This window comes from Serratia sp. MF1(2023), assembly GCF_030954545.1.
Taxonomy (GTDB): Bacteria; Pseudomonadota; Gammaproteobacteria; order Enterobacterales; family Enterobacteriaceae; genus Serratia; species Serratia sarumanii.
In genome coordinates this window covers 1-22765 of record NZ_JAVHUX010000037.1, presented here as the reverse complement: position 1 = coordinate 22765, position 22765 = coordinate 1, and the positions used below count along the sequence as shown (strand labels likewise).

At 60.4% G+C, this 22765-nt stretch carries 18 protein-coding genes, 1 tRNA gene and 2 other RNA genes; 3 read left to right on the top strand and 18 right to left on the bottom strand.

Annotated features, from left to right (window positions below; all coding sequences use genetic code 11):
• Positions 1-8 precede the first annotated feature (8 nt).
• From dppB to REA38_RS17470, 12 genes are all read right to left on the bottom strand, one after another.
• Positions 9-1028, bottom strand: a complete 1020-nt coding sequence (gene dppB, locus REA38_RS17525; protein WP_033636611.1) for a dipeptide ABC transporter permease DppB — start codon at positions 1026-1028, stop codon at positions 9-11.
• A gap of 170 nt (positions 1029-1198) precedes the next feature.
• Entirely contained in the window at positions 1199-2806 is a 1608-nt protein-coding gene (gene dppA / locus REA38_RS17520; protein WP_019452584.1) for a dipeptide ABC transporter periplasmic-binding protein DppA, read from the bottom strand.
• Positions 2807-3407: 601 nt separating this feature from the next.
• Entirely contained in the window at positions 3408-5099 is a 1692-nt protein-coding gene (locus tag REA38_RS17515) for a glycosyl hydrolase family 18 protein (protein ID WP_033636610.1), read from the bottom strand.
• Between the two features lie 425 nt (positions 5100-5524).
• A non-coding RNA gene (locus tag REA38_RS17510) (RtT sRNA) lies at positions 5525-5653 on the bottom strand.
• Positions 5654-5688: 35 nt separating this feature from the next.
• A non-coding RNA gene (locus REA38_RS17505) (RtT sRNA) lies at positions 5689-5817 on the bottom strand.
• Between the two features lie 35 nt (positions 5818-5852).
• Positions 5853-5929 (bottom strand) — tRNA-Pro (locus tag REA38_RS17500).
• A gap of 120 nt (positions 5930-6049) precedes the next feature.
• Complete coding sequence (locus tag REA38_RS17495; protein ID WP_033650009.1) at positions 6050-7381, bottom strand: MFS transporter; 1332 nt, start codon at positions 7379-7381, stop codon at positions 6050-6052.
• A gap of 95 nt (positions 7382-7476) precedes the next feature.
• On the bottom strand, positions 7477-9021 hold the full coding sequence (gene uhpB / locus REA38_RS17490) for a signal transduction histidine-protein kinase/phosphatase UhpB (protein ID WP_228657928.1): 1545 nt from the start codon (positions 9019-9021) through the stop codon (positions 7477-7479).
• On the bottom strand, positions 9018-9608 hold the full coding sequence (uhpA, locus tag REA38_RS17485; RefSeq protein WP_033636607.1) for a transcriptional regulator UhpA: 591 nt from the start codon (positions 9606-9608) through the stop codon (positions 9018-9020). The genes uhpB and uhpA overlap by 4 nt, the downstream gene beginning before the upstream one ends.
• A 127-nt stretch (positions 9609-9735) precedes the next feature.
• Positions 9736-11430, bottom strand: coding sequence for a kdo(2)-lipid A phosphoethanolamine 7''-transferase (gene eptB / locus REA38_RS17480; RefSeq protein WP_308886331.1), 1695 nt, complete (start codon positions 11428-11430; stop codon positions 9736-9738).
• Positions 11431-11656: 226 nt separating this feature from the next.
• Positions 11657-12082, bottom strand: coding sequence for an organic hydroperoxide resistance protein (locus REA38_RS17475; protein ID WP_004934114.1), 426 nt, complete (start codon positions 12080-12082; stop codon positions 11657-11659).
• A 160-nt stretch (positions 12083-12242) separates the two neighbouring features.
• Positions 12243-12707, bottom strand: a complete 465-nt coding sequence (locus REA38_RS17470) for a MarR family winged helix-turn-helix transcriptional regulator (protein ID WP_033653991.1) — start codon at positions 12705-12707, stop codon at positions 12243-12245.
• A gap of 97 nt (positions 12708-12804) precedes the next feature.
• Between REA38_RS17470 and REA38_RS17465 the strand changes: the two genes are divergently transcribed.
• A complete protein-coding gene (locus tag REA38_RS17465) occupies positions 12805-13404 on the top strand; it encodes an HD domain-containing protein (RefSeq protein WP_033636604.1) in 600 nt (199 codons plus the stop codon).
• On the opposite strand, the gene REA38_RS17460 is transcribed toward REA38_RS17465, so the two are convergent.
• The 4 genes from REA38_RS17460 to REA38_RS17445 all read right to left on the bottom strand — a co-directional run bounded on the left by REA38_RS17460 (position 13405) and on the right by REA38_RS17445 (position 19226).
• Entirely contained in the window at positions 13405-14802 is a 1398-nt protein-coding gene (locus tag REA38_RS17460) for a carbohydrate porin (RefSeq protein ID WP_374213798.1), read from the bottom strand.
• A gap of 124 nt (positions 14803-14926) precedes the next feature.
• A complete protein-coding gene (locus REA38_RS17455) occupies positions 14927-16330 on the bottom strand; it encodes a glycoside hydrolase family 1 protein (RefSeq protein ID WP_041037251.1) in 1404 nt (467 codons plus the stop codon).
• 14 nt (positions 16331-16344) lie between these two features.
• A complete protein-coding gene (bglF, locus tag REA38_RS17450; RefSeq protein ID WP_033650002.1) occupies positions 16345-18207 on the bottom strand; it encodes a PTS beta-glucoside transporter subunit IIABC in 1863 nt (620 codons plus the stop codon).
• A 260-nt stretch (positions 18208-18467) separates the two neighbouring features.
• Entirely contained in the window at positions 18468-19226 is a 759-nt protein-coding gene (locus REA38_RS17445; RefSeq protein ID WP_101427607.1) for an SDR family NAD(P)-dependent oxidoreductase, read from the bottom strand.
• Positions 19227-19340: 114 nt separating this feature from the next.
• Here REA38_RS17445 and REA38_RS17440 point away from each other — a divergent pair, with 114 nt between their 5' ends.
• The gene (locus REA38_RS17440; RefSeq protein ID WP_033636600.1) at positions 19341-20204 is read left to right on the top strand and encodes a LysR family transcriptional regulator; all 864 of its coding nucleotides are present in this window, start codon (positions 19341-19343) and stop codon (positions 20202-20204) included.
• A 93-nt stretch (positions 20205-20297) separates the two neighbouring features.
• Positions 20298-21047, top strand: a complete 750-nt coding sequence (locus REA38_RS17435; RefSeq protein WP_103830162.1) for an NAD(P)-dependent oxidoreductase — start codon at positions 20298-20300, stop codon at positions 21045-21047.
• 32 nt (positions 21048-21079) lie between these two features.
• On the opposite strand, the gene REA38_RS17430 is transcribed toward REA38_RS17435, so the two are convergent.
• Together REA38_RS17430 and REA38_RS17425 are read right to left on the bottom strand one after the other, a co-directional pair.
• Positions 21080-22246, bottom strand: coding sequence for an MFS transporter (locus tag REA38_RS17430; RefSeq protein ID WP_308886328.1), 1167 nt, complete (start codon positions 22244-22246; stop codon positions 21080-21082).
• A gap of 411 nt (positions 22247-22657) precedes the next feature.
• Positions 22658-22765, bottom strand: a 108-nt coding sequence (locus REA38_RS17425; RefSeq protein ID WP_308886352.1) for an integrase core domain-containing protein, incomplete at its 5' end; no start/stop codon positions are given.

The window sequence follows — 22765 nt, the reverse complement described above, 5'->3', positions numbered from 1 at the left end:
AGCGCCCCTTATTTCTTGTGGCGAATACGCGGGTTGACCACGCCGTAGAGCACGTCTACCAGCAGGTTAACCAGAATGATCATACAGGCGACCAGCAACACCCCGCCCTGCACCACCGGGTAGTCGCGGCGCTGCAGCGCGTCGATCAGCCAGCGGCCCAGCCCCGGCCAGGAGAAGATGGTTTCGGTCAGAATGGCGCCGGCCAGCATGGTGCCGACCTGCAGCCCGATCACCGTCACCACCGGCAGCAGCGCGTTGCGCAGCGCGTGAACAACGATCACCCGCATGCGGCTCACGCCCTTGGCGCGCGCGGTGCGGATGTAGTCTTCGCCCAACACCTCCAGCATCGAGGAACGGGTCATGCGCACGATCACCGCCAGCGGGATGGTGCCCAGCACGATGGCCGGCAGGATCATGTGCATCACCGCGTCGACGAAGTCGCCCGGCTCGCCCCAGATCAGGGTGTCTATCAGCATGAAGCCGGTCAGCGGCTGGCTGTCGTCGAGGAAGACCGTGTCGCTGATGCGCCCCGACACCGGCGTCAGGTTAAGCTGCACCGACACCAGCATGATCAGCATCATGCCCCACCAGAAAATCGGCATCGAATAGCCGGTCAGCGAGATGCCCACCGCGGTATGGTCGAAGACCGAGCCGCGTTTGACCGCCGCCAGCACCCCGACCGGGATGCCTACCAGCACCGCGAAGATCATCGCGCAAATGCCCAGTTCCAGCGTGGCCTGAAAGCGCGGAACGAACTCGCTCCAGACGGAGATGCGGCTTTTGAGGGAGGTGCCCAGATCGCCTTGCAGCACGTTGGACACGTAGGAGAAATATTGTTGATAGAGCGGCTTGTCCAGCCCCATTTCCGCCATCAGCTGCGCGTGGCGCTCGGCGGAGATACCGCGTTCCCCGGCCATGATGGTCACCGGGTCGCCGGGGATCATATGGACGAATGCAAAAGTCAGCAATGTAATGCCGATAAACGTTGGGATAACTAACCCCAAACGTCGGAGTATGAACTGCAACATATCCCGAACTCTCTGTATCAATGCCCGGCAGCTCATCGTCCGCCAGGCTTATTAACGCTCACATGCCTTTGAACGATTCGACGGCCATACGCCGGAGACTGGTCAGCAGGGGCGCAAACCTGTTGCGCCCCTGCAAGTCCATTCGTGCGTCTCCGGTAAAGCGGTCGAAATCAGTCTACAGAGACATTCTCGAAGTGATGCTTACCGAGCGGATCCACGACGTAGCCTTTCACTTCCTTACGCACAGGCTCGTACACGGTGGAGTGTGCGACAATCAGCGCCGGAGCCTGATCGTGCATCACCACCTGCGCCTGCTTGTACAGTTCGATGCGCTTGTCGTGGTTGGATTCGGCGCGCGCCGGTTGAATCAGATCTTCAAACGGCTTGTAGCACCAGCGGGAGTAGTTGGAGCCGTCTTTCGCCGCCGCGCAGCTGAACAGCGTGGCGAAGAAGTTGTCCGGATCCCCGTTGTCGCCGGTCCAGCCCATCATCACCGTCTGGTGCTCACCCGCTTTGGCGCGCTTGAGGTATTCACCCCACTCATAGGTCACGATTTTGGCTTTCACGCCGATCTTGGCCCAGTCGGCCTGGATCATTTCCGCCATGCGGCGCGCGTTCGGGTTGTAAGGACGCTGTACCGGCATCGCCCACAGGTCGATGCTGAAACCGTCGGCCATGCCCGCTTCTTTCAGCAGCTCTTTCGCCTTGGCCGGATCGTAAGCGTAATCCTGCACCGCGTCGTTATAGCCCCACATGGTCGGCGGGATCAGGTTCTTGGCCGCCTGGCCCGCGCCCTGATAAACCGCATCGATGATCGCCTGCTTGTTGACCGCCATGGTCAACGCCTGACGCACCTTCAGGTTATCCAGCGGTTTTTTCTCGACGTTGAACGACAGGTAGCCCACGTTCAGGCCCGGCTGCTCCATCAGGTTGATGGACTTGTCTTGCTTCATGCGGGCGATATCGGCCGGGTTCGGGTACGGCATCACCTGACATTCGTTTTTCTGCAGTTTGGCGTAGCGCACGGAGGCGTCAGGCGTGATGGAGAACACCAGGCGATCGATCTTCGGCTTGGTGCCCCAGAAACCGTCGAATGCCTTGTACAGGATCTTGGAGTCTTTCTGGTATTGCAGCAGCTGGAACGGGCCGGTGCCGATCGGGTTCAGGTCGACCTTCTCCGGCGTGCCGGCTTTCATCATCACGTCGGCGTATTCGGCGGACAGGATGGACGCGAAGTCCATGCCCAGGTCAGCCAGGAACGGCGCTTCCGGGCGGTTCAGCACGAAGCGCACGGTGTTGTCGTCCACTTTTTCAATCTTGGCGATCAGCTTAGGCATGTCCATGCCTTCAAAGTATTCGTAGCTGCCGCCTGACACTTTGTGATAGGCGTTGTTCGCATCCAACTGGCGTTCAAAGGAGAACACCACGTCGTCGGCGTTGAAATCGCGCGTCGGTTTGAAGTCTTTGCTGCTCTGCCACTTCACGCCTTTGCGCAGGTGGAAGGTGTAGGTTTTGCCGTCTTCGCTGACGTCCCACTTCTCAGCCAGGCCCGGCTGCAGTTCGGTGGTGCCGATTTTGAATTCGACCAGGCGGTTGTAGATCGGTACCGAGCTGGCGTCGTAGGTGGTGCCGGAGGTAAACAGCTGCGGGTTGAACCCTTCCGGGGAACCTTCAGAACAGTAAACCAACGTCTTGGCCTGTACGCTGGCCGCCACGGTCAGCGCGATCAGCCCAATGCCGAATTTCAGAACCCCCGATTTACCCAAGGAACGTGTCATCGTTAGTGCTCCATTGTGTGATGTGATGTGTGTCATTGCCGCCAGACCTGTATTTTTTATTGCGTGGCCTGTGCGATCGGCGCCCGAAGGCAGAAGGTGTACGAGGAGAGAATGCCGGATGGAACGCATCGCGGCGGGGACGTCTGAGCGCGTGGAATTCACTCAAACAACTCTCGCTCTTACCCCTGAGGCTATCAAGTTGCCAACTGTTTGGGGTGTCGTCAATATAACCAGTGGGGATTTACGCAGACTGTGAGAAACAGCAAACAAACATAAAAAAAACCTTTTGTTAACACTTACAGCATGAAAATTTATGCTAAGCGGACATTTTCAGCGCATTGGTCTGACCTTCACAAACTTACTGGTTTTTAACTCCGTTAAAAAACGCCAAAACTTTGTTGCTGAATGATGAATATCTGAACGGTTATTTTTGTGATCGCCGTTAAAGACAGGAGGAAATGCTGAAGGATTACCCAAAAGGGTGAGTCCGATGAGCGCTTTTTGCGCCGGGCAGGCCCACAATCTGTGCGGCGTAAAAAAACTTTCGGCGGCGAAAAAGCCGGGGGCGAAAGGATATCCCCCGGCAACGCACTGCAACCGATTATTGAACGCCGGCGCTGTTGCCCAGGCTGGCGTTCATGCTGTTAAGAATATCGCCGTTGTCCGCGTCGATCTCCCAGGAGAACAGGCCGCCCAACTGCTTATCCAACACGTACTTGCCCTTGGCCTGCACCGAGCGGGCATCGTCGAAGGTGATCAGATCGCCGGTGGAAGGTTTGAACACGTAAGGCGCTTCCGCCGTGGCGTCGTAGGTGTACTGCCAATCGCCGCTCATGAACTGGCTGGCGATTTGGCGGTAGTCCACGATGCCGTTCTCCCAGGTGCCTTTAACCGGCCCGGTGGCGGTGCCGGTGAACGGAATGTTGTTCTGATAGCCGTTCACCCCGGTCCAGCCACGGCCATACATGGCGGTGCCGACCACGATCTTGCCCGGCTTGACGCCCTGCGTCAGCAGCGCATTGACGCCGTTCACCGTGGTGTAGGCGGTGTCCGGTTTCCAGGCCGGCGCATTCAGCGCGGTCTGATGCCCCAGGTTTTTCAGATCGAAGGCGCCGTAGAAGTCGTAGCTCATCAGGAAGATGTGATCCATCGAGTTCTGCGCGACGTTGTAAGCCACCTTGTCGATCTTGTCCTTGCCGGCGCTGATGGCGGAGGTCAGCTCATACTTGCGGCCGGTTTCCGCCGACAGCTGATCCAGCATCGCCCGCAGCTCCTTCATCAACAGCACATAGGTCTCCCCGTCTTGCGGGCTGCCCAGGTTCGGGTTGGCGCCATTGCCGCCCGGGAACTCCCAGTCGATATCCACGCCATCGAAGAACTTCCAGGTCTGCAGAAACTCTTTCACCGAGCCGACGAAGCGATCGCGCTTCACCTTGTCGCCCATAAAGAAGAACGGGTCGGACAGCGTCCAGCCACCGATCGACGGCAGGATTTTCAGGTCAGGATGCGCCTGCTTCAGCGCCATCAGCTGGCCGAAGTTGCCCTTGTAGGGGTCATCCCAGGCGGTCACGCCCTTCTGCGCTTTTTGCAGCGCGGCGAACGGATCGTGGATCGAGACTTTGAAGTCCTCGCGGCCCTGGCAGGAGCGCTGCAACGCCTGGAAGCTGCCTTCGATCTCTTTCAGGCTGTCGTTGATGCCGTTGCCGCCGCAGATCGGGATAAAGCCGTACAGCAGATGGGTCAGGTTCTGCGCCGGGATCTTGTCGACGGTGAAATTGCGCCCGTAAACGCCCCACTCGACGAAATAAGAGCCGACCACTTTGCCGGAATTCTGTTTATAGGGTTTATTCTTTTCCAGCAGCGGCTCTTTCAACGGCGCCAAATGGCTGCCGTCGGTGTCGGCCACCACAATTTCGGTGGCGTCGCTGGCGGTGCAGCCGTCGGCATTGCACAACGCCACCTGCATTTGATAACGGCCGCCTTTATTCACTTTAAAATTCGCCGTACCGGAAGCGCCGGTTGAAGGGCCGCTCCACGCCTCTTTGCCATTTAATAAAATTTTTGCCGTCGTGCCGGTGTCGCCATTCCATAAATTCCAGGAGACCGAAACGTCGGCGGCATTTTTTACCTTCACCAGATTATTATAAGCGGTGGCCGCCTGATCGACTTCGACGATGGCGAACTTGGTGTTGCCCCAGGCGATGGTCGGCTTGCCCGGCGCGGCGGCCTGCGCCGCGGAACACAGCGTGCTGCCGATCACCAGCGCCAACAGCGGTTTATTAAATTTGCGCATAACTGATTCCTTTATTCCGAGAGGATAAACATAAAAGAGTTAATCAACGCCACGCATTGCCGGAGCGAAATGATTCCGCAATAATCCACGAAGATTAACGTTAATAAATAATCACGGTATTTTCCACGCGGCGGGAATAACACATCCCGCGTTGTCCATTCAGACTATAGGTAAAAAAAGCGTGAAAACAAGAGCGCTATCAACCGGGTTTTATTCGGCAAGCATGAATTTATTTAAATATAGAAATAAGAACCCAAAGGGAATAAGGAGTGTGAATTAATTAAGCGTAAAGAATAAATATATTTCACTAGGAAGGCAGATTGAGGCACGCCATAAAGCGAAGCCGGCCATATCGGCGGAGGTGCTCATCCTAATAAACCACGGGCGAAAAAAAACCTGCTTTAAAAAGCAGGTTTTTCGAATGGTGGTCGGCGAGAGAGGATTACGCGCATCGTTGATGCGCGCCCTGCGGGCCGTTGCCAAAGCAACGTTGTCTCGCTTCGCGAGGCTCGAACCTCCTGCGGAGGTACTCATCCTCATAAACGACGGGCGAAAAAAAACCTGCTTTAAAAGCAGGTTTTTCGAATGGTGGTCGGCGAGAGAGGATTACGCGCATCGTTGATGCGCGCCCTGCGGGCCGTTGCTGAAGCAACGTTGTCTCGCTTCGCGAGGCTCGAACCTCCTGCGGAGGTGCTCATCCTCATAAACGACAGGCGAAAAAAAACCTGCTTTAAAAGCAGGTTTTTCGAATGGTGGTCGGCGAGAGAGGATTCGAACCTCCGACCCACTGGTCCCAAACCAGTTGCGCTACCAAGCTGCGCTACTCGCCGATGCGGGGCGCATCTTACTGCTGGCGGTTATAGGCGTCAATCACTTTTTTGCCCCTGCATTTCAAGTGGTGATAAAAGCGCCATAATGCGCTGCGCCGGGGGCTGCGCAGCGTATTTTGCTCAGGCTTTGGCCGGTTTCAGCGCCGGCGTCTGCGCGCGCAGGAACGGCAGCAGGAACAGCGCCGACAGGCAGGCGGCGATGGAAATCACCACGAAGAAGCCGTTCCACTGCCAGATCTCCATCACCCGCGCAATCGGGTAGCCGGACAGCGCCGCGCCCAGGTAGGCGAACAGGCCGACAAAACCGGTCGCCGCGCCCGCCGCATCCTTGTGCGAGCACTCCGCCGCCGCCATGCCGATCAGCATCTGCGGGCCGAAGATGAAGAAACCGATGGCGAAGAAGCAGCAGGCCTGCAGCAGGTAGGTCACGCCCGGCATCAACCACAGTGCCGCCACCGACAGGAAGATACCGATGGCGAAGATCAGGTTCATCGGGCCACGGTTGCCGCGGAACAACTTGTCGGAACCCCAACCGGCCACCAGCGAACCGATAAAGCCGCCCACTTCAAACAGCGAAATGGCCGAGTTGGCGGTCATCAGCGAATAGCCCTTTTCCTGCGTCAGGTAGAGGTTGCCCCAGTCGTTGATCGCGGTACGCACGATGTACACCAGCACGTAAGAGACCGCCAGCAGCCAGATGTACTTGTTGGTCAGCACGTAGCGTTTGATGATCTCGCGGTTGCTCAGCCCCTGGCCTTCCGATTCCTGCACCAGCTCCATGGCGTCGTTGCGCCATTTGCCGACGCTCGGCAGCCCCAGGGTGGATGGCTTGTCGCGCAGGCGCCAGCACATCAGCAAGCCAAGCACCACGCCGATGATACCGGGAATGATCATGCCGTAACGCCAGCTGAAGTGCAGCGAGATAAAGCCTACCAGCAGCGGGATCAGCGCCCCACCGACGTTGTGCGAGGTGTTCCAGATAGCCCACCAGCCACCGCGCTCGGAGCGCGAATACCAGCTGGTGAGGATTTTGGAGCACGGCGGCCAGCCCCAGCCCTGGAAGAAGGCGTTGAGGATCCACAGCGTGCCCAGCATCAGCAGCGACGAACTGAGGCCGAAGAAGATATTCAGCACCCCGGTCATGATCAGGCCCAGCCCCATAAAGTAACGCGGGTTGGAGCGATCGCTGATCATGCCGGAAATGAATTTCGAGCAGCCGTAGGTGATGTAGAACAGCGTGCCGAGGATGCCGACGTCGGACATCGTCAGGCCCAGATCGCTCAGCATCGCCGGCATGATGAAGTTGAAACTTTTGCGCGTGAAGTAAAACGCGGCGTAGCCGATGTACATGGTGCACATCAGCTGGATGCGCCAGTATTTGTAGCTGGCGTCGATCTGCCGTTGATCGGTGACCTGCGGCGCGTCCGGGCGGCTTTTAAGGAAAGACCACATGTGGAACCTCAGAGGATTGAATAAAGTGCCGCTATGATGCTCCTCGCGCGCGCGGGAGGCTTACGCCGGATTCCCGACGCGGTTAGGAGTTTTTCCTAGTTTTGCGTTTGCGCCGGCGAAACTGTGGGCAAGATCACACTCAAACAGGCGCCCCCCTCAGCGGTGAACCGCAGGCTGCCGCCGAGGGCGCTGATGCGCTCCTGCATGCCGCGCAGGCCATAGCCCGGCTGATGGTTTTCCGCATCGAAGCCCACCCCGTTGTCGCGGATGGTCAGGGCGATCTGCGGCGCGGCGCCTTTGCGCGACTGCAGGCGCGCATCCAGCTCCAGGCGGCTGGCGCCGGCGTGGCGGCACACATTGGTCACCCCTTCCTGGCACACCCGGTACAGCGTGATTTTCAGCGTTTCATCCAGCAGCTCGTCCGGCACCTGCCACTGCAGGCTGCTCACCAGCGACGCGTCCTGCGGCAGCGACTCCCGCAGCATCGCCGCCACCGCCGCCGACAGCGGCAGGTTGTTCAGCGCAGCCGGCCACAGCTGAGTCAGCACATCATGCACCCCGTCGTAGACCCGCAGCGCCAACGCATCGATGGTGTCGGCGCAGCCGACCACCGCCGGCTCCGGTGCCAGGCGTTTGACGATGCTGGCCTGGGTGCGGATCACGGTGATGGTCTGCCCCACTTCATCGTGCAGCTCGCGCGCCACCTCGCGCCGGGTTTGCTCCTCCGCCGTCACCAGCGCCCGCGCCAACTGGCGGTTCTCCGCCAGCCGCAGCCTCAGCTGCTGATTCAGCTCGCGCTGGCGCTGAATGCCGGCGCCCAGCAGCAGCCCGGTCAGGCTTTGGGCCAGCAGCGACAGCAGCAGATCGCGGTGCGACTCCGGCTGCGGCGGCTCGTTGACCATCAGCGCCACGCCGTTGAGCAGCGTCGCCAACAGCGCGCCCTGCCAGCCGTAGCGGTAAGACATGAACACGATAGGAATGGCCAGGCAGAAAGGCGCAAAGCGCCGCAGCTCGGCGGCGTTCACCTGCTGCTGCAGCCAGATGCTGAACGCAAACAGCAGCAGATAGCTGGCCAGATGGCCCAGACGCAGCTCCACCGGCTTGTGGATCAGCCCCGGCTCCAGCGGCACCCAGATTTGGCGCGCCAGATAGTGCCACAACAGCAGGCAGGTCGGTGCGATGGTGAAACCGCCGGTCAGGCCGAGCAGCAGCGCGCGGGCGCCTTCACCGCTCACCAGCTGCCACACCAGCGCCTGCAGCAAGGCGGCGGCGCCCACCACCGCGCCCTGCAACAGTGGCCAGCGCCATTCGCTGTCGCTCTGCTGATGGCGCAACAGCCACGGCGAGGCCAGCAGGCTGAGCAGCACCGTCAACACCAGCACCGCCACCGACGCCCACAGCGCCGGGCCGTAACCGAACTGGTCCGCCAGCAGCGCCATCAGCAGCAGGTCGGCCAGCAGGATCCCCGGCCAGAAACGGTACGGGCTCTGCAGCAAAATACCCATGCGCAGGCCGAACGGGAACAGCAGCAGCGCCTGCCAGGGCGGGTCGATCAGCGCGGTGCCGATGCCCCACAGGCAAAACGCGCTGGCGGCGTAGATGAAAAACAGCGCCAGCTGGGTGATCAGGCGCTGCGTCACAGGTTCAGCATCCGTCTGGCCAGCTCGACGTTGTTGTTGATGCCCAGCTTGGCGAACAGGTTGGCGCGATGCACATGCACCGTCTTCGGCGACAGCCCCAAGGCGGCGGCGATCTCGCGCACCTCCTGGCCCTGCGCCAGCAACAGCGCGATCTCGCGCTCGCGGCGGGTCAACGGATCGACCCTCACCCGCGCCAGCTGCTGCGCGATTTCCGGCATCAGGTAAACGCCGCCGCCGGCGACGGTGCGCACCGCGGTGATCAAATCTTCCGGCTTGCAGCGCTTGGAGAGAAAGCCGCCGGCACCACGATCCAGCGCCATTTCCACCAGCGCCGGGTTATCGTGCATCGACAGCATCACCACGCGGATGCCGGAGGGAATGTCCGCCAACAGATCCAGCCCGCTGCCGTCCGGCATCGAAATGTCGCAGATGCAAACGTCCACCTCCAGCCCCGGCAGGCCGGCGCGCGCCTGCGCCGCACCGCTGAATTCGCCCACCACCTGAATATCGGCTTCCAGCGACAGCAGCTGCACGAAGCCCGAACGCACAATGTCATGATCGTCGATAAACGCCACGCGCAGGGTCATGGAAATCTCCGGTTAACAGGGGGAAGTGCGCAAGTATACCGTATGCACACACCGGAATAATTGATGAAGAGAATGTATTGGGTGAAATTGCCGGGTGCGCAAGGCAGGCACCCGGCGGGAGGGGTTACTACAGGCTAGCGGGTGCCGTTTTATCCTGCGGCAGATGGCACCAGTTGTTTTTATCCACGATGCCGCCATCGGGAGACGTGTAGCCGAGGCAGCCGAGGATGGTGTCAAACAGCTCGACGTGGCGATGCGTTTTGCCGATGCGCTGCTGCGCCTGCAGCTGCTCAAAGGCGCTGAGGTGCTGCGGGTTCTCAAGGAATTTGTCCGACGCCCATACGATCATCGGCACGCGGAACTGCTCCGGCGGCGCCATCTCGCGCGGCGTACCGTGCAGGTGCGTGTTTTCACCGATCGATTCGCCGTGATCGGCGGCATAGAACACGATGGCCTTCTTGTCGCGCACCTGGTCTATCACATTGGCGATAAAGCTGTCGGTATACAGCACCGTATTGTCGAAGGCGTTGATCAGCTGCGCCTTGGTGCAGGAATCGTCCACCCCCATGCACTCCGGCTGATAGCGCGCATAGCTGCGCGGATAACGCTGCGAGTACAGGTAGTGCGAGCCTTTGGTATGCAGGATCACCAGGTGTTTGCCCTTCGGATAGCGCGCCAGCGACTCCTTCATTTCGTCCACCAACAGCATATCGTCGACCGCCTTGCCGTCGTTGCGCTTCTCGGACGCGATCATCTCGCGGAACGAATAGTTGTTCACCTCGGTGTTGTTGTAGAACCACACCTCGCTCTGCATGGCGAACAGCTCGGAAGAGAAGCCCAGATCCTTCAGTACCGCGAACACGTTCTGCTCTTTCAGCGTGCGCTGCGAGTTGTCTTCGGTGCCGCCTTCGCGCACGAACATACAGCGCAGCGACAGCTTGGTGGAGGTGTCGCACGACTCGCCGCGAAACGCCACCAGATTCTTCTCTTTAGACAGCCGCGGCGTGGTATCGCGCTCATAGCCCAGCATGCCCATGTGGTCCCAGCGCGTGGTCTCGCCGATGATGAACACCACGTAGGTGTCGTCGATATCCGCCGGCGGTACGTAGGTGAAGTGTTTGCCCGGATCGAACATCGTGCTCTGATCCTGGCTTTCGTCATAGCGGGTGTAGGCAAACAGCCCCAGCGCCGACAGCCAGTTGGACGGCAGATACGAGTGCGCCACCACGCCGCCGTAGCTCGGCAGATCGACGTTGGAGAGCTTCTCTTGCACGCTCTGCTCGTCGTCCAGCATGCGCAGCGGCAGCCAGACCAGCGCCACCACCGCCAGCAAGACCAGCAGCGGCTTGATGCGATGACCGGGGGTTTTCAGCTGTTCTATCAGGGTGTAACGCAGGCTGTTTTTCCAGATCAGCAGCAGCGGCAAGGCGCTGAGCGCCACCATCCACAGCACGAAGTGCAGGCCGACCACCTCTTTCGACAGATCGATGTCGGTGGTCATCACCGACACCACGATGCCGTAGCCGATCACCACGTTGAAAAACGTCATGTAGTAGCTGGCGGCAACCGAAATCAACACCAGCAGCGAAGCGACGATGCGATAAAATAGCCGGCCGCCGAGCGATACCAGCCGCATGATGAAGAACGTGAACAGGACGATAGCGATGACTTCCGTCACCGCCGAAATCACCTTAATCCCCTGAATGCCGTGCGCCAGCGAATCAAAACGACGATAAAAAACGGACAGGTTGAGAAATATGCCGATATAGATCGCTAACAATAACGATAAATTCTGCTGTGATAGCGATTTAACTTTGTTCATGTAACGCGGTGGCTCCGGGGACGGTGTAGCGGTTCTGGATCAGTCAGACACTTATTAGGGCTTCTGGTTCAGCCAACCGGCAATAAGCGTTATTTTGCGGGTAATAATCAAGAGAATTCTCACAAAACGGGCAATTTTTACGCTTTTTGCAAACGGCTTTCAAGCGGGGCAGATAAGAAAATGGAGGGTCAAACCCTCCATTTTTTTCGCGATAAGGATAAAAATCTTACTTAACGTTCAGAGTCACATCGATATTTCCGCGGGTGGCGTTGGAGTATGGGCACACCACGTGCGCCTTTTTCACCAAATCTTCCGCCACGCTGCGCTCGATGCCCGGCAGCGAGATATCCAGCTGCACTTCGATGCCGAAACCGTTCGGGATTTCACCGATGCCGACGGTACCGTCGATTTTCGCTTCGGCCGGGATTTTAACCTTTTCTTTCGCCGCGACAAACTTCAGCGCGCCGAGGAAGCAGGCCGAGTAACCGGCGGCGAACAGCTGCTCGGGGTTGGTGACTTCGCCGCCGGCGCCGCCCATCTCTTTCGGCACGCCCAGTTTCACGTCCAACACGCCGTCGGAGGAGGTCGCACGGCCGTCGCGGCCGCCGGTTGCGGTGGCGTGAGCGCGGTAAACCACTTTCTCAATAGACATCGTTCATTCCTTCTTGCTGGTTGGCGAGATGACTACGGCTTCCACGAGGTAAAGCCGGTCACATATTTATCTTTTGCGATTAAATCGCGCACTACTTATTTTTGACACTTATTAACCAGTGTAGACCACCCCTGCCGTTCTTGCGTCCGGCGGCGGCGGGTCAAATCTGATCGATCAGGCTGCCGCGCAGCTTTTCCAGCTGCTGTTTGAGCGAGACGATCTCGTCCAGGCTGCAGTCGGTGGCGCACATCACCGCCTCGGGCACCGATTGCGCCCGCTCGCGCAGCGCGCGGCCGGCTTCGGTGAGTGCAATGATCACCTGCCGCTCGTCGGCGGTGGCGCGATAACGCACCAGCAAACCGGCGGTTTCCAACCGCTTCAGCAGCGGCGTCAGCGTGGCGGAATCGAGGAACAGCCGCTCGCCGATATCCGATACCGTCACCCGATCGCGCTCCCACAGCACCATCATCACCAGGTATTGCGGGTAGGTGAGTTCGAGCTGATTCAACAGCTTGCGGTAGACTTTGTGCAGCGCCAGGTTGGCGGAGTACAGCGCGAAACAGAGCTGCTGATCGAGCTGCAGCAGATTCTTCGCGAGGGGTTGTTCGGTATCGGTGCTTTTCATGTGTCTGAATATAGATAGCGCACGATGTAATCGCAAGCTATTTCTTGTGAGGTATGCTACCTTTTTTTTATGCAGAGGATGCTCGGAGGGAAAGGAAATGACGAACACGCTTGTAGAACGCGCGCGCCGCTACGCCACCAAGGCGCATGCGGCCATTGATCAGCGCCGCAAATACACCGACGATCCGTACATCGTCCACCCACAGGCGGTGATGGAACTGGTGCGCAGCGTGCCGCACACCGAAGAGATGCTGGCGGCCGCCTGGCTGCATGACACGGTGGAAGACACGCCCACCACCCTCGGCGATATCGAAAGCCACTTCGGGCCGAAAGTGGCGGAGCTGGTGCGGATGCTCACCAACGTCAGCCGCGCCGAGGACGGCAACCGCTTCGAGCGCAAAAACCGCGATCGGCGCCACAGCGCCGGCGCATCGCCGCAGGCCAAAACCATCAAGCTGGCGGATCTGATCGACAACACCCGCTCGCTGCTGGACTATGACAGCCACTTCGCTCAGACCTACCTGATCGAGAAACAGCGTCTGCTGGAGGTGCTGACCGAAGGCGACCCGACGCTGTGGCGCCAGGCCAGCCATATCGTTGAGCAAGGGCTGCTCCGCTTGCAGCAGCCGCCGCACAACGTGCCCGCCAGCTGGTTCGAACACGCCCGCCGGCGCTACCGCGAGAGCGACGCGGCCTGATCAGAAGGTCACCACCGTTTTCAACGCCGTCACCCAGGCGTCCTGCGTCTCGCTGACGCCCGCCGGGTGATGCCAGTACTGCAGGCCCGGCTGCAGCTGCAACCACGGCGTGACGTTCACGCGATAATAGAGCTCCGCCGTCACCGAGTGGCCCGGCACCGGCCGGTAGCTCGGATCGTGATAATCGCTGACGCCGTTGATTTGGTTGAGATAACGCTGATTATCTTTGTAGCGGTCGCTCAGCTTCACCACCGAGACGCCCAGCCCCAGCCAGTCGTTCGGCCGCGCATCGAACAGCCCGCGATAGCGAATGCCGGTCGAGGTAGACCAGTGCAGGTAGTTGCTGCGCTGATCCCCCAGCCCCAGGCTGTAAAACACGCTCAGACCGCGGTTGACGTCATCCGCATGGCGCGTCACCTGCTGGTTAAAACCGGTATACAGGAACCAGGTGCGATCGTGGCTGCGATAGCCCTGCGGATCGCTGGCGCCCGGCCCACCGGACACCCCTTCATAAAGATCGCTCTGGCGCGCGTTGGTGAACAGCACGCCCAGGTTATACACCCCCGGCAGCTGGTTGACGGCGTGGGTTTTCAGCTCCAGCTCCATCGGCAACAGGAAGCCTTTGCTGCCCTTGGTGGACCAGCTCCAGGCGTGGCTGCGGCTGGGGGCGCTCGGGTTCTGCTCCATCACGCCGCCCTTGAGGGTCAGGCCGTCGGTCAGCTTGTATTGCAGCGTGGTGCCCCAGTAATGCACGTTCCAGTTGTACCAGGTCAACGAGTTGGCAGACTTGCCGCCGCACAGCGTCAGCGTCTGAAAATCGCAGGGGATGATCTGATCGAAATCCTGCACCTTGTTCATCATGCCGATGCGCCACTGCAGCCGGCGATCGAGGAAGGACCGGCTGAAGGTCAGCCAGCCCAGGCGGGTAATCGACTGCCCGCCAAAGCTCTCCTGCGACAGATCGGTCAGGCCGACGCGCGGATCCTGCAAGCGATCGCGGGTCAGGTTGTTGTCATGGTTGCGGTTGACGATATTGCCTTCGATCGCCGCGTCCGGAATGCCGGTCAGCGCCTGCAAATCCTGGCTGAAGGTCAGCGAGAATTGGTCGATGTACGACGCCTGTTTATCGTGGTTGTAACCGCCGCCAGCGTTATACGACAGCTGGCTGAGGTAGCCGAGGTTATAGTGGAAACCGTGATCCTCCAGGATCGGCCTGATCCCCAGCATATCCCCCAACAGCCCGGGCTGCGGCGGTTCAAAGCCGAGCGCCACCCCTTCCCACTTGGCGGTGGGGGCTTCGACGTCCTTGCCGGTTTGCAGCGTTTCCGCCTGCGCCTGGCTACAGAGCAGCGCCAGCGCCGCCAGGGTTATGGAACGAGGTAATAAGCTTTTCATCATTATTATATTTCTCCGCATAACGGCTGACTGCGGGCAACAGCATTCCCTGGGAGAGAATTTCCCATCATGAACAGCAGCGAATAACGTTAGGTTAACGCCCGGCGCTTGCCGCCGGGCTTAGAGGTTAGCGTCGGTCTTTCAGGCTGGCGCCGTTGCTGTGGATCACATCGCGATACCAGAAGAAACTCTTCTTGCGGCGGCGCGCGAGGCTGCCGTTGCCGGCATCGTCCCTGTCGACGTGAATGAAGCCGTAGCGCTTCGACATTTCGGCCTTCGAGGCGCTGACCAGATCGATCGGCCCCCAGCTGGTGTAGCCCATCACCTCGACGCCGTCGTCGATCGCTTCCGCCACCTGCACCAGATGGTCATTGAGGTAGTTGATGCGGTAGTCGTCGTGGATGCTGCCGTCGGCTTCGACGCGGTCTTTGGCGCCCAGCCCGTTCTCGACGATGAACAGCGGCTTCTGATAGCGGTCGTACAGCACGTTGAGCAGGTAGCGCAGCCCGATCGGGTCGATTTGCCACCCCCACTCCGAGCTGGCCAGATGCGGGTTCGGCACCATATCGAGAATGTTGCCGCGCGCCGTCTCGTACTGCTCCGGATCGGCGGTGACGCAGCCGCTCATGTAGTAGCTGAACGAGATGAAGTCGATGGTTTCGCGCAGCGTTTGCCGATCTTCCTCGGTGATCGCCACCTGAATGCCGTTTTCACGGAAGAAGCGCTGCATATAGGCCGGGTAATAGCCGCGCGCCTGCACGTCGCCGAAGAACAGCCAGTCGCGGTTTTGCCGCTGGGTTTCCAGCAGATCTTCCGGCTTGCAGCTCAGCGGATACAGAATGCCGCCCAGCAGCATGTTGCCGATTTTGCCCTCCGGCACGATCTCGTGGCAGGCTTTCACCGCTTTGGCGCTGGCCACCAGCTGATGGTGGATCGCCTGATAGATGGCGCTCTTGTCGCTCTCCTGCGGCAGGCCGACGCCGGTGAAGGGCGCGTGCAGCGACATGTTGATCTCGTTGAAGGTCAGCCAGTGTTTGACCTTGTGCTTGTAGCGTTCGAACACGGTGCGCGCATAGCGTTCGAAGAAATCGATGGTGCGCCGATCGCCCCAGCCGCCGTAGTGCTTCACCAGGCCGTAAGGCATCTCATAGTGCGACAGCGTGATCAACGGCTGAATGCCGTACTTCGCCATCTCGTCGAACAGCCGATCGTAGAACGCCAGCCCGGCTTCGTTCGGCGTCTCTTCGTCGCCCTGCGGGAAAATACGCGTCCAGGCGATCGAGGTGCGCAGGCACTTGAAGCCCATTTCGGCGAACAGCGCGATATCCTCCGGGTAACGATGATAGAAATCGATCGCCACGTCCTTGATGCCGCTGTCGCCCGCCGTGCGCGGCGTGATGGCGCCGAAGATGCCCTGCGGCTGCAGATCGGAGGTCGACAGCCCCTTGCCGTCGGCCTGATACGCGCCTTCTACCTGGTTCGCCGCTACCGCGCCGCCCCACAGAAAATGTTGCGGAAACTTGCCGTTCATCGCTTGCTCCTCAATTAACGTAATAAAGTCAGCAGCGGCGCCTGTTCCTGCACCGGAGACAGGCCGCTGGTCAACACGTCCACGTAGTCATCGCTGTTGCTGATGATGATCGGCGTGGTGGTGTCATAGCCGGCGGCATGGATCGCCGCCTGGTCGAACTCGATCAGCAGATCGCCCGGGGCGACCCGCTCGCCTTCCCGCACGTGGGCGGTGAAATGCGCCCCGTCCAGCTTCACGGTATCGATGCCGACGTGGATGAGAATCTCCGCGCCGTCGTCCGATTCGATGCCGATGGCGTGTTTGGTTTTGAACAGCGACGCCACGCTGCCGCTCACCGGCGCCACCACGCGCCCCTGCTGCGGCGCGATCGCCACCCCTTTCCCCAGCAGGCCGCTGGCGAAGGTCGCGTCGTTCACCTGATCCAGCGGCACGATGTCGCCGGCGATCGGGCTGAGGATGGCCTGTTTGCGGTTAAGCGGCGCGGCGGCTTCAGGCTGCGCCGTCTCTTCCGCCGGCGCGACGCCGAACAGGTAGCTGGCCAGCGCGGCGAACACGAACGACAGCAGGGTGCCGCCGATCGCGCCCCATACCGTGGCGTCGATGCCGCCGCCGGGGATGATCTGCGCGAAGGTGAATACGCTCACCAGGCCGAACGAGTAGACCGAGGTCTGGAAGTAGCCGATCACCGCACCGCCCAGCGCGCCGCCGATGCAGCCGAAGATGAACGGGCGTTTGTTCGGCAGCGTGACGCCGTACACCGCCGGTTCGGTGATGCCGAAAATCCCGGCGCCGATGGCAGAAGCGGACAGCGCCCGCAGTTTGGCGTCGCGGGTGCGCAGCATCACGCCCAGCGTGGCGCCGACCTGCCCCATCACCGCCGGCAACAGCAGCGGCACCATGGTGTCGCGCCCCAGCACGCTCAGGTTATTGATCATCAACGGCACCAGTCCCCAATGCAGGCCGAAGATCACGCACACCTGCCACATCGCCCCCATAAAGGCGCCGGCAACGATCGGGTTAAAGGCGTAAATGCTCTGATAGCCGTTGGCCAGCAGGTGGCTGAGCCAGGTCGCCGCCGGGCCGATCAGCAGGAAGGTCAACGGCACGGTGATCGCCAGGCACAGCAGCGGCGTGATGAAATTGCGCAGCGCGCTGTGGATCACCCGGTTAAACAGCGGCTCCAGGCGGCAGGATACCCAAGCCGCGAAGATGATCGGGATCACCGACGAGCTGTAGTTGATGAAGGTCAGCGGAATGCCGAAGAAATACTCGCGCACCGCCCCCGGCTGCTGCGCCGCTTCGAACGCCGCCATCATCAGCGGATGCGTCAACGCGCCGCCGATCGCCATGGTGACGAAGGGGTTGCCGCCGAATTTTTTCCCGGCGGTGTAGCCGAGCATGATCGGGAAGAAGTAGAACAGCGAGTCACTGGCGGCGAACAGCATTTTGAAGGTGCCGCCGCTCTCCAGCAGCCAGCCGCAGGCCAGGCTCAGCGCCAGGAAGCCTTTCAGGATCCCCGAAGCGGCCATCACCCCGAGCAGCGGGGTGAAAATGCCGGACACCAGATCGATAAAGCGGCTGAGCAGGTTGTCTTTTTTGCCGCCCGCGTCGTCGCTCGGCGCGCCGTCGGCCAATCCGCCAACCCGGTTGACCGCGTCGAACACCTCCGCCACGTGGTTGCCCACCACCACCTGGAACTGGCCGCCGCTCTCTACCACCATGATGACGCCAGGATTTTTCTTCAGCGCTGCCGCGTTGGCGCGAGTGTCATCGCGCAGCTTGAAACGCAGGCGGGTGGCGCAGTGCACCAGGCTTTTCACATTGTCGCGGCCACCGACGCCGGCCAAAATCTCACTGGCTAATGTGTCATATTTCATACGGTTATCCTTAGACTTCGCGTTCTGCCGCTCCCCCCCCCGCACTGGCCTGGCGCTGAGGCGGAATTCGGCGCAAAAAAAAACCTAAACCTCGCGGCCTCTGCCCCATCGGGGAACAGAAACGCGAGGTTTAGGTTTTGCCTGCCGTAGCAGTAACAACCCTAAATCGGTTGAGTTATGACGTTAACACCGCGGATTTTGCCGGCGCAAGGCTTTGCGCCGGCAAATTGCCGAACTGTGATCGCGGAGGCAAAACGGCCTCAATGCGCGAAATAATGCATGCCGCCATCTACCGGGATCACCGCGCCGGTGATATATCGCGCGAGCGGGGAGCAAAGAAACGCCGCCAGATACGCCATGTCTTCCGGTTCGCCGAAGTAGCCAATCGGGATATGTTGCGCAATGAACGCCTGGCGCGCTTTATCACAAGCGTATAAGCGCTCGCGGATCTGTTCACTGTTGATACGCCCGGGTTGCAGCGTATTGACGGTAATCCCCTGCGCAGCCACATCGCCGGCCAATCCTTTGGCCCACAGATGCAATGCGCCCTTGGCGGCGCTGGCGGCGCTCAGGCTGCGCGGCTCCATCGAGCCGCTGATGTTGATAATCCGGCCCCAGCCTTGCGCCTGCATGGCCGGCAACAGCGCCTGAGTCAATCTACGGGCCGGCGTGAAGTTCAAAGCGAAAGCGTCATCCCAGCTGCGATCGCTGTCGTTCAGCGTCGTGGGGTGAAACGCGCCGACCGCGTTGATCAGAATATCGACTGTCCCCACCTGGCGCAGCGCCTGCGCCGCCAAACGGGCGAGAGCCTCAGGCTCGGTCACATCGGCAACGATCGCCTGCGGACGCGCCGCCCCTTGCCGTTCCACCTCATCCGCCAAGGCCTGCAGCCGGTCACCGCGTCGTGCGGTGGCCACTACCTTGACCCCTTGAGCGGCCAATACCCTGACCATGCCGGCACCGATCCCTTCGCTGGCACCCGTGACCAATGCCGTGCGTTGCTGTAATTGCAAATCCATAAGAAACCTTAATTGAATAATTCAATTTAAGAGGAAACGTTCACACATTGAATCACGCCGTTATTCGTGTGAATATTCCCGAAAACCGCATCATCAATGTGCAGGAATTCACCGATGTTTGACTGGCAGGATTTAAAACACTTCGTGGCGCTGGCGCGCACCGGTTCGTTGTCGGCGGCAGCGCGGGAGCTGGGTTGCGATCACGCCACCGTTGGGCGACGCGTAGCGGCGCTGGAACAGGCGCTCGGCCTGCGTTTGATCGTACGGCTGCCGCGCAGCACGCCGTTGACCCAGGACGGACAGGCGATTGCCGGGCTGGCGGCGGAGATCGAGGCGCAAAGCCAGGCTATTGCCCGCCATGCGCGCAGCGCCGGCGCAACGCCCCAGGCCGGCGTGCGCATCAGTGCGCCGCCGTCGATCGCCGCACATATTCTCGCGCCGCGCATTGCCGCATTTAACCAGGCTTTTCCACAGATCGTCGTCACGCTGTCGGGTGAATCGGCGCTCGCCGAGCTGGATCGCGGCGAAGCCGACATCGCCGTGCGCATGGTGCGCCCGCAGCAGCCAGAGCTGCTGACGCAGCGCATCGGCATGATGCGCTACGCGCTGTATGCCGCACCCGAGCACGCCGCACTGCCCGACGCGGCGCGCCGCTTTCTCGCCTATGACCATCACTACCAACAGCAGCCACATCAGCAATGGCTGCAACAGCTGTTGCAGGGGCGTCCGGTGGTCTTTCAGGCCAGCGATCTGTTTTCACTGCAACAAGCGGCGCGTTCAGGGCTGGGTGCCGCCGTTTTGCCGACGTTCGTCGCCGATGGCGATCCGGATCTGGTCCCGTTGCCCACGGCCAATGCCGCGCCAACGCGCGAGCTTTGGCTGGTGACATATCCCGATTTAGCGCGCACCGCTGCCGTGCGCGCGGTGATGAATTTCCTGGTCGAAACGCTCGGCAAAACGTGCCCATTACCGGCATAAAGTATCAGAATGACTAATATAAATACTGGACAAAAGTCACGCGGGGGATTATTACTGGTCAACGCGTAATCGAGAGTAGGGATGGCAGTCATCATGGTGTTGCGTACTGATGTAGGACGGATTCTGATCACCGGCGCCGGCGGCCGGGTAGCCACGGCGTTTCGTCTGGCGATGGGCGATCGCTACGCGCTGCGCCTGGCGGAACGAGACATCAGCCTGCTGAGCGATCGGCAGCCGGGCGACGAAGTCATCAGCTTCAACATCGCCGATCTCGATGCCTGCCGCGCGGCCTGCGCCAATATCGACACCGTGTTGCATTTGGCGGCCGATCCCTCCCCCGATGCCGACTTCTGCGGCTCGTTGATGGACAATAACATTCTCGGCACCTTCAATATCTTCCGCGCGGCGAAAGACGCCGGCTGCCGCCGGGTGGTGTTCGCCAGCAGCGCGCAGGCGGTGGAAGGCTATCCGCTCGATTACCAAATCCGCCCGGATGACGCGCCGAAGCCGAAGAACCTGTACGGCGCCAGCAAAGCCTTCGGCGAAGGCATCGCCGCCTACTTCGCCCATCAGGAAGAGCTTTCCGCCCTGTCGGTGCGCATCGCCAACTTCACCACCCTCAGCCCGGGCGATCGGCTCAGCGCTCGCGACATGAGCGCGTTCCTCAGCCATCGCGACGCCGCCGATCTGCTGGAGCGCTGCATTCGCGTCGAAGGGGTGCAATATGCGGTGGTGCACGGGGTTTCCAATAACCGCTACACGCGTTTATCGCTGGAAGAGACCCGTCGCCTGCTGGGTTACGCCCCGCAGGACGATGCGTTCAGCCTGCTCGGCTTTGAGTAGGTGCGGCGAGCAGGCCCGCCGCATCTGCGTATTTAGCCGTTGGCGTAAACGACTTTTGCGGCGGTGCGGCTGGTGAACAACACCAGCAGCAGCGCCAATCCGGCGATAATCGCCCCCATCACCGGCACGAAGCTGTAGCCCAAACCGGCGGAGACCACCACGCCACCGGCGGCGGCGCCCAGCGCGTTGCCCAGGTTGAAAGCGCCGATGTTGACCGAAGACGACAGCCCCGGCGCTTCGCTGGCCACGCGCATCACGCGCATCTGCAGCGGCGGCACCACGGCAAAGGTCGCCGCTCCCCAAATCACCATGCTCACCGCCGCGCCGATGCCACTGCGCGCCAGCAGCGGGATCAGCAGCATGATGGCCACCAACAGCAGCAGGAAGCCCTTCAGCGTCGCGCTCTCGGAACGGTCGGCGAACTTGCCGCCGAGGTAGTTGCCGATGGAGAAACCGACGCCGATCAGCACCAGCATCACCGTCACGAACAGCGGCGTCGCCTCGGTGATGTGCTGCAATACCGGCGAAATGTAGGTATAGAGCGTGAACATCGCGCCCGCCCCCAGCACGGTGGTCAGCAGCGCGGTCAGCACCTGCGGCCGCACCAGCACCGACAGCTCGCGTTTCACGTCAGGGCGCGCGCCGGCGCTACCTTTCGGCAACGAGAACCACAGCCCCAGCATGGCGATCACGCCCAGCCCGGCCGTCGCCAGGAACGACATGCGCCAGCCGATGGTTTCACCCAGCCAGGTCGCGGCAGGCACCCCGCCGATATTGGCGATGGTCAGGCCCATAAACATGGTCGCTACGGCGCTGGCCTGTTTCTCTTTCGGCACCACGCTGGCGGCCACCACCGAACCGAGGCCAAAGAAGGCGCCGTGGTTCAGGCTGGTGATGATGCGCGACAGCATCAGGGTGGTGTAATCCGGCGCGATGGCCGACAGCACGTTGCCCAGGGTAAAGATCGCCATCAGGAAAATCAGCGCACTTCTGCGCGCCCGGTGCGACAGCAGCAGCGTCATCAGCGGCGCGCCGACCATCACGCCGACGGCGTAGGCGCTGATCAACATGCCGGCCATCGGAATGGAGACGTCCACCCCTTTGGCGATGGTCGGCAGCAAGCCCATGGGAGAGAATTCGGTGGTGCCGATGCCAAACGCCCCCACCGCCAGCGCTAACAAGGGATAATTCACTTTCATGCAACAACTCCGGTTTACCGCTGCCGAAGCGCGGGAACAGTTAAGATGCCGAAAGTATGACATTGATCACACCAAAGATAAGCAGGCGGGAGGCTAAAAGACTTTTGCAAATTTGTTAAAAGTGAGGAGGTGAGATCGGCATTGGGCATCAAGGTTGCTTTACCGCGATCGCGGCGATGCGTGCGGAGAATGGCGTTAATGCGTCTGAAGGATAAGCGCCGAGGGGAATCACTCTGCACTTGGGGTATTTAACCTCCGCATACCATGCCCGGATAAATCCAATGAAAAACCAACGATATTCCTTACTGATTATGCGTTATCGGCGATAGCATGGAAAACCCTTGCCCTACCAACTCACTGATATACACGCAATGAATGTTGACCTTGGCCCAAAATCAGTGCAGTGCTAAATCAGAGATCTTCGTCTTTCCGGAGACTTCGGATGAATTCAGCCGGAGTCATGTCATTTAATGATGAATGCGTCCTTTCGTGATTGTATTCCCTGCGCCAGCTATCGAG

Bases quoted from the DNA above. Each gene is read 5' to 3' on its own strand.
- REA38_RS17475 (WP_004934114.1), bottom strand. From the start codon at position 12,082: ATGTCTATTGAGAAAGTGGTTTACCGCGCTCACGCCACCGCAACCGGC.
- REA38_RS17495 (WP_033650009.1), bottom strand. From the start codon at position 7,381: ATGTGGTCTTTCCTTAAAAGCCGCCCGGACGCGCCGCAGGTCACCGAT.
- REA38_RS17515 (WP_033636610.1), bottom strand. From the start codon at position 5,099: ATGCGCAAATTTAATAAACCGCTGTTGGCGCTGGTGATCGGCAGCACG.
- REA38_RS17455 (WP_041037251.1), bottom strand. From the start codon at position 16,330: ATGAACGGCAAGTTTCCGCAACATTTTCTGTGGGGCGGCGCGGTAGCG.
- dppA (WP_019452584.1), bottom strand. From the start codon at position 2,806: ATGACACGTTCCTTGGGTAAATCGGGGGTTCTGAAATTCGGCATTGGG.
- REA38_RS17435 (WP_103830162.1), top strand. From the start codon at position 20,298: ATGGTGTTGCGTACTGATGTAGGACGGATTCTGATCACCGGCGCCGGC.
- dppB (WP_033636611.1), bottom strand. From the start codon at position 1,028: ATGTTGCAGTTCATACTCCGACGTTTGGGGTTAGTTATCCCAACGTTT.
- uhpA (WP_033636607.1), bottom strand. From the start codon at position 9,608: ATGACCCTGCGCGTGGCGTTTATCGACGATCATGACATTGTGCGTTCG.
- REA38_RS17430 (WP_308886328.1), bottom strand. From the start codon at position 22,246: ATGAAAGTGAATTATCCCTTGTTAGCGCTGGCGGTGGGGGCGTTTGGC.
- REA38_RS17460 (WP_374213798.1), bottom strand. From the start codon at position 14,802: ATGATGAAAAGCTTATTACCTCGTTCCATAACCCTGGCGGCGCTGGCG.
- REA38_RS17445 (WP_101427607.1), bottom strand. From the start codon at position 19,226: ATGGATTTGCAATTACAGCAACGCACGGCATTGGTCACGGGTGCCAGC.
- REA38_RS17470 (WP_033653991.1), bottom strand. From the start codon at position 12,707: ATGAAAAGCACCGATACCGAACAACCCCTCGCGAAGAATCTGCTGCAG.
- eptB (WP_308886331.1), bottom strand. From the start codon at position 11,430: ATGAACAAAGTTAAATCGCTATCACAGCAGAATTTATCGTTATTGTTA.
- REA38_RS17440 (WP_033636600.1), top strand. From the start codon at position 19,341: ATGTTTGACTGGCAGGATTTAAAACACTTCGTGGCGCTGGCGCGCACC.
- bglF (WP_033650002.1), bottom strand. From the start codon at position 18,207: ATGAAATATGACACATTAGCCAGTGAGATTTTGGCCGGCGTCGGTGGC.
- REA38_RS17465 (WP_033636604.1), top strand. From the start codon at position 12,805: ATGACGAACACGCTTGTAGAACGCGCGCGCCGCTACGCCACCAAGGCG.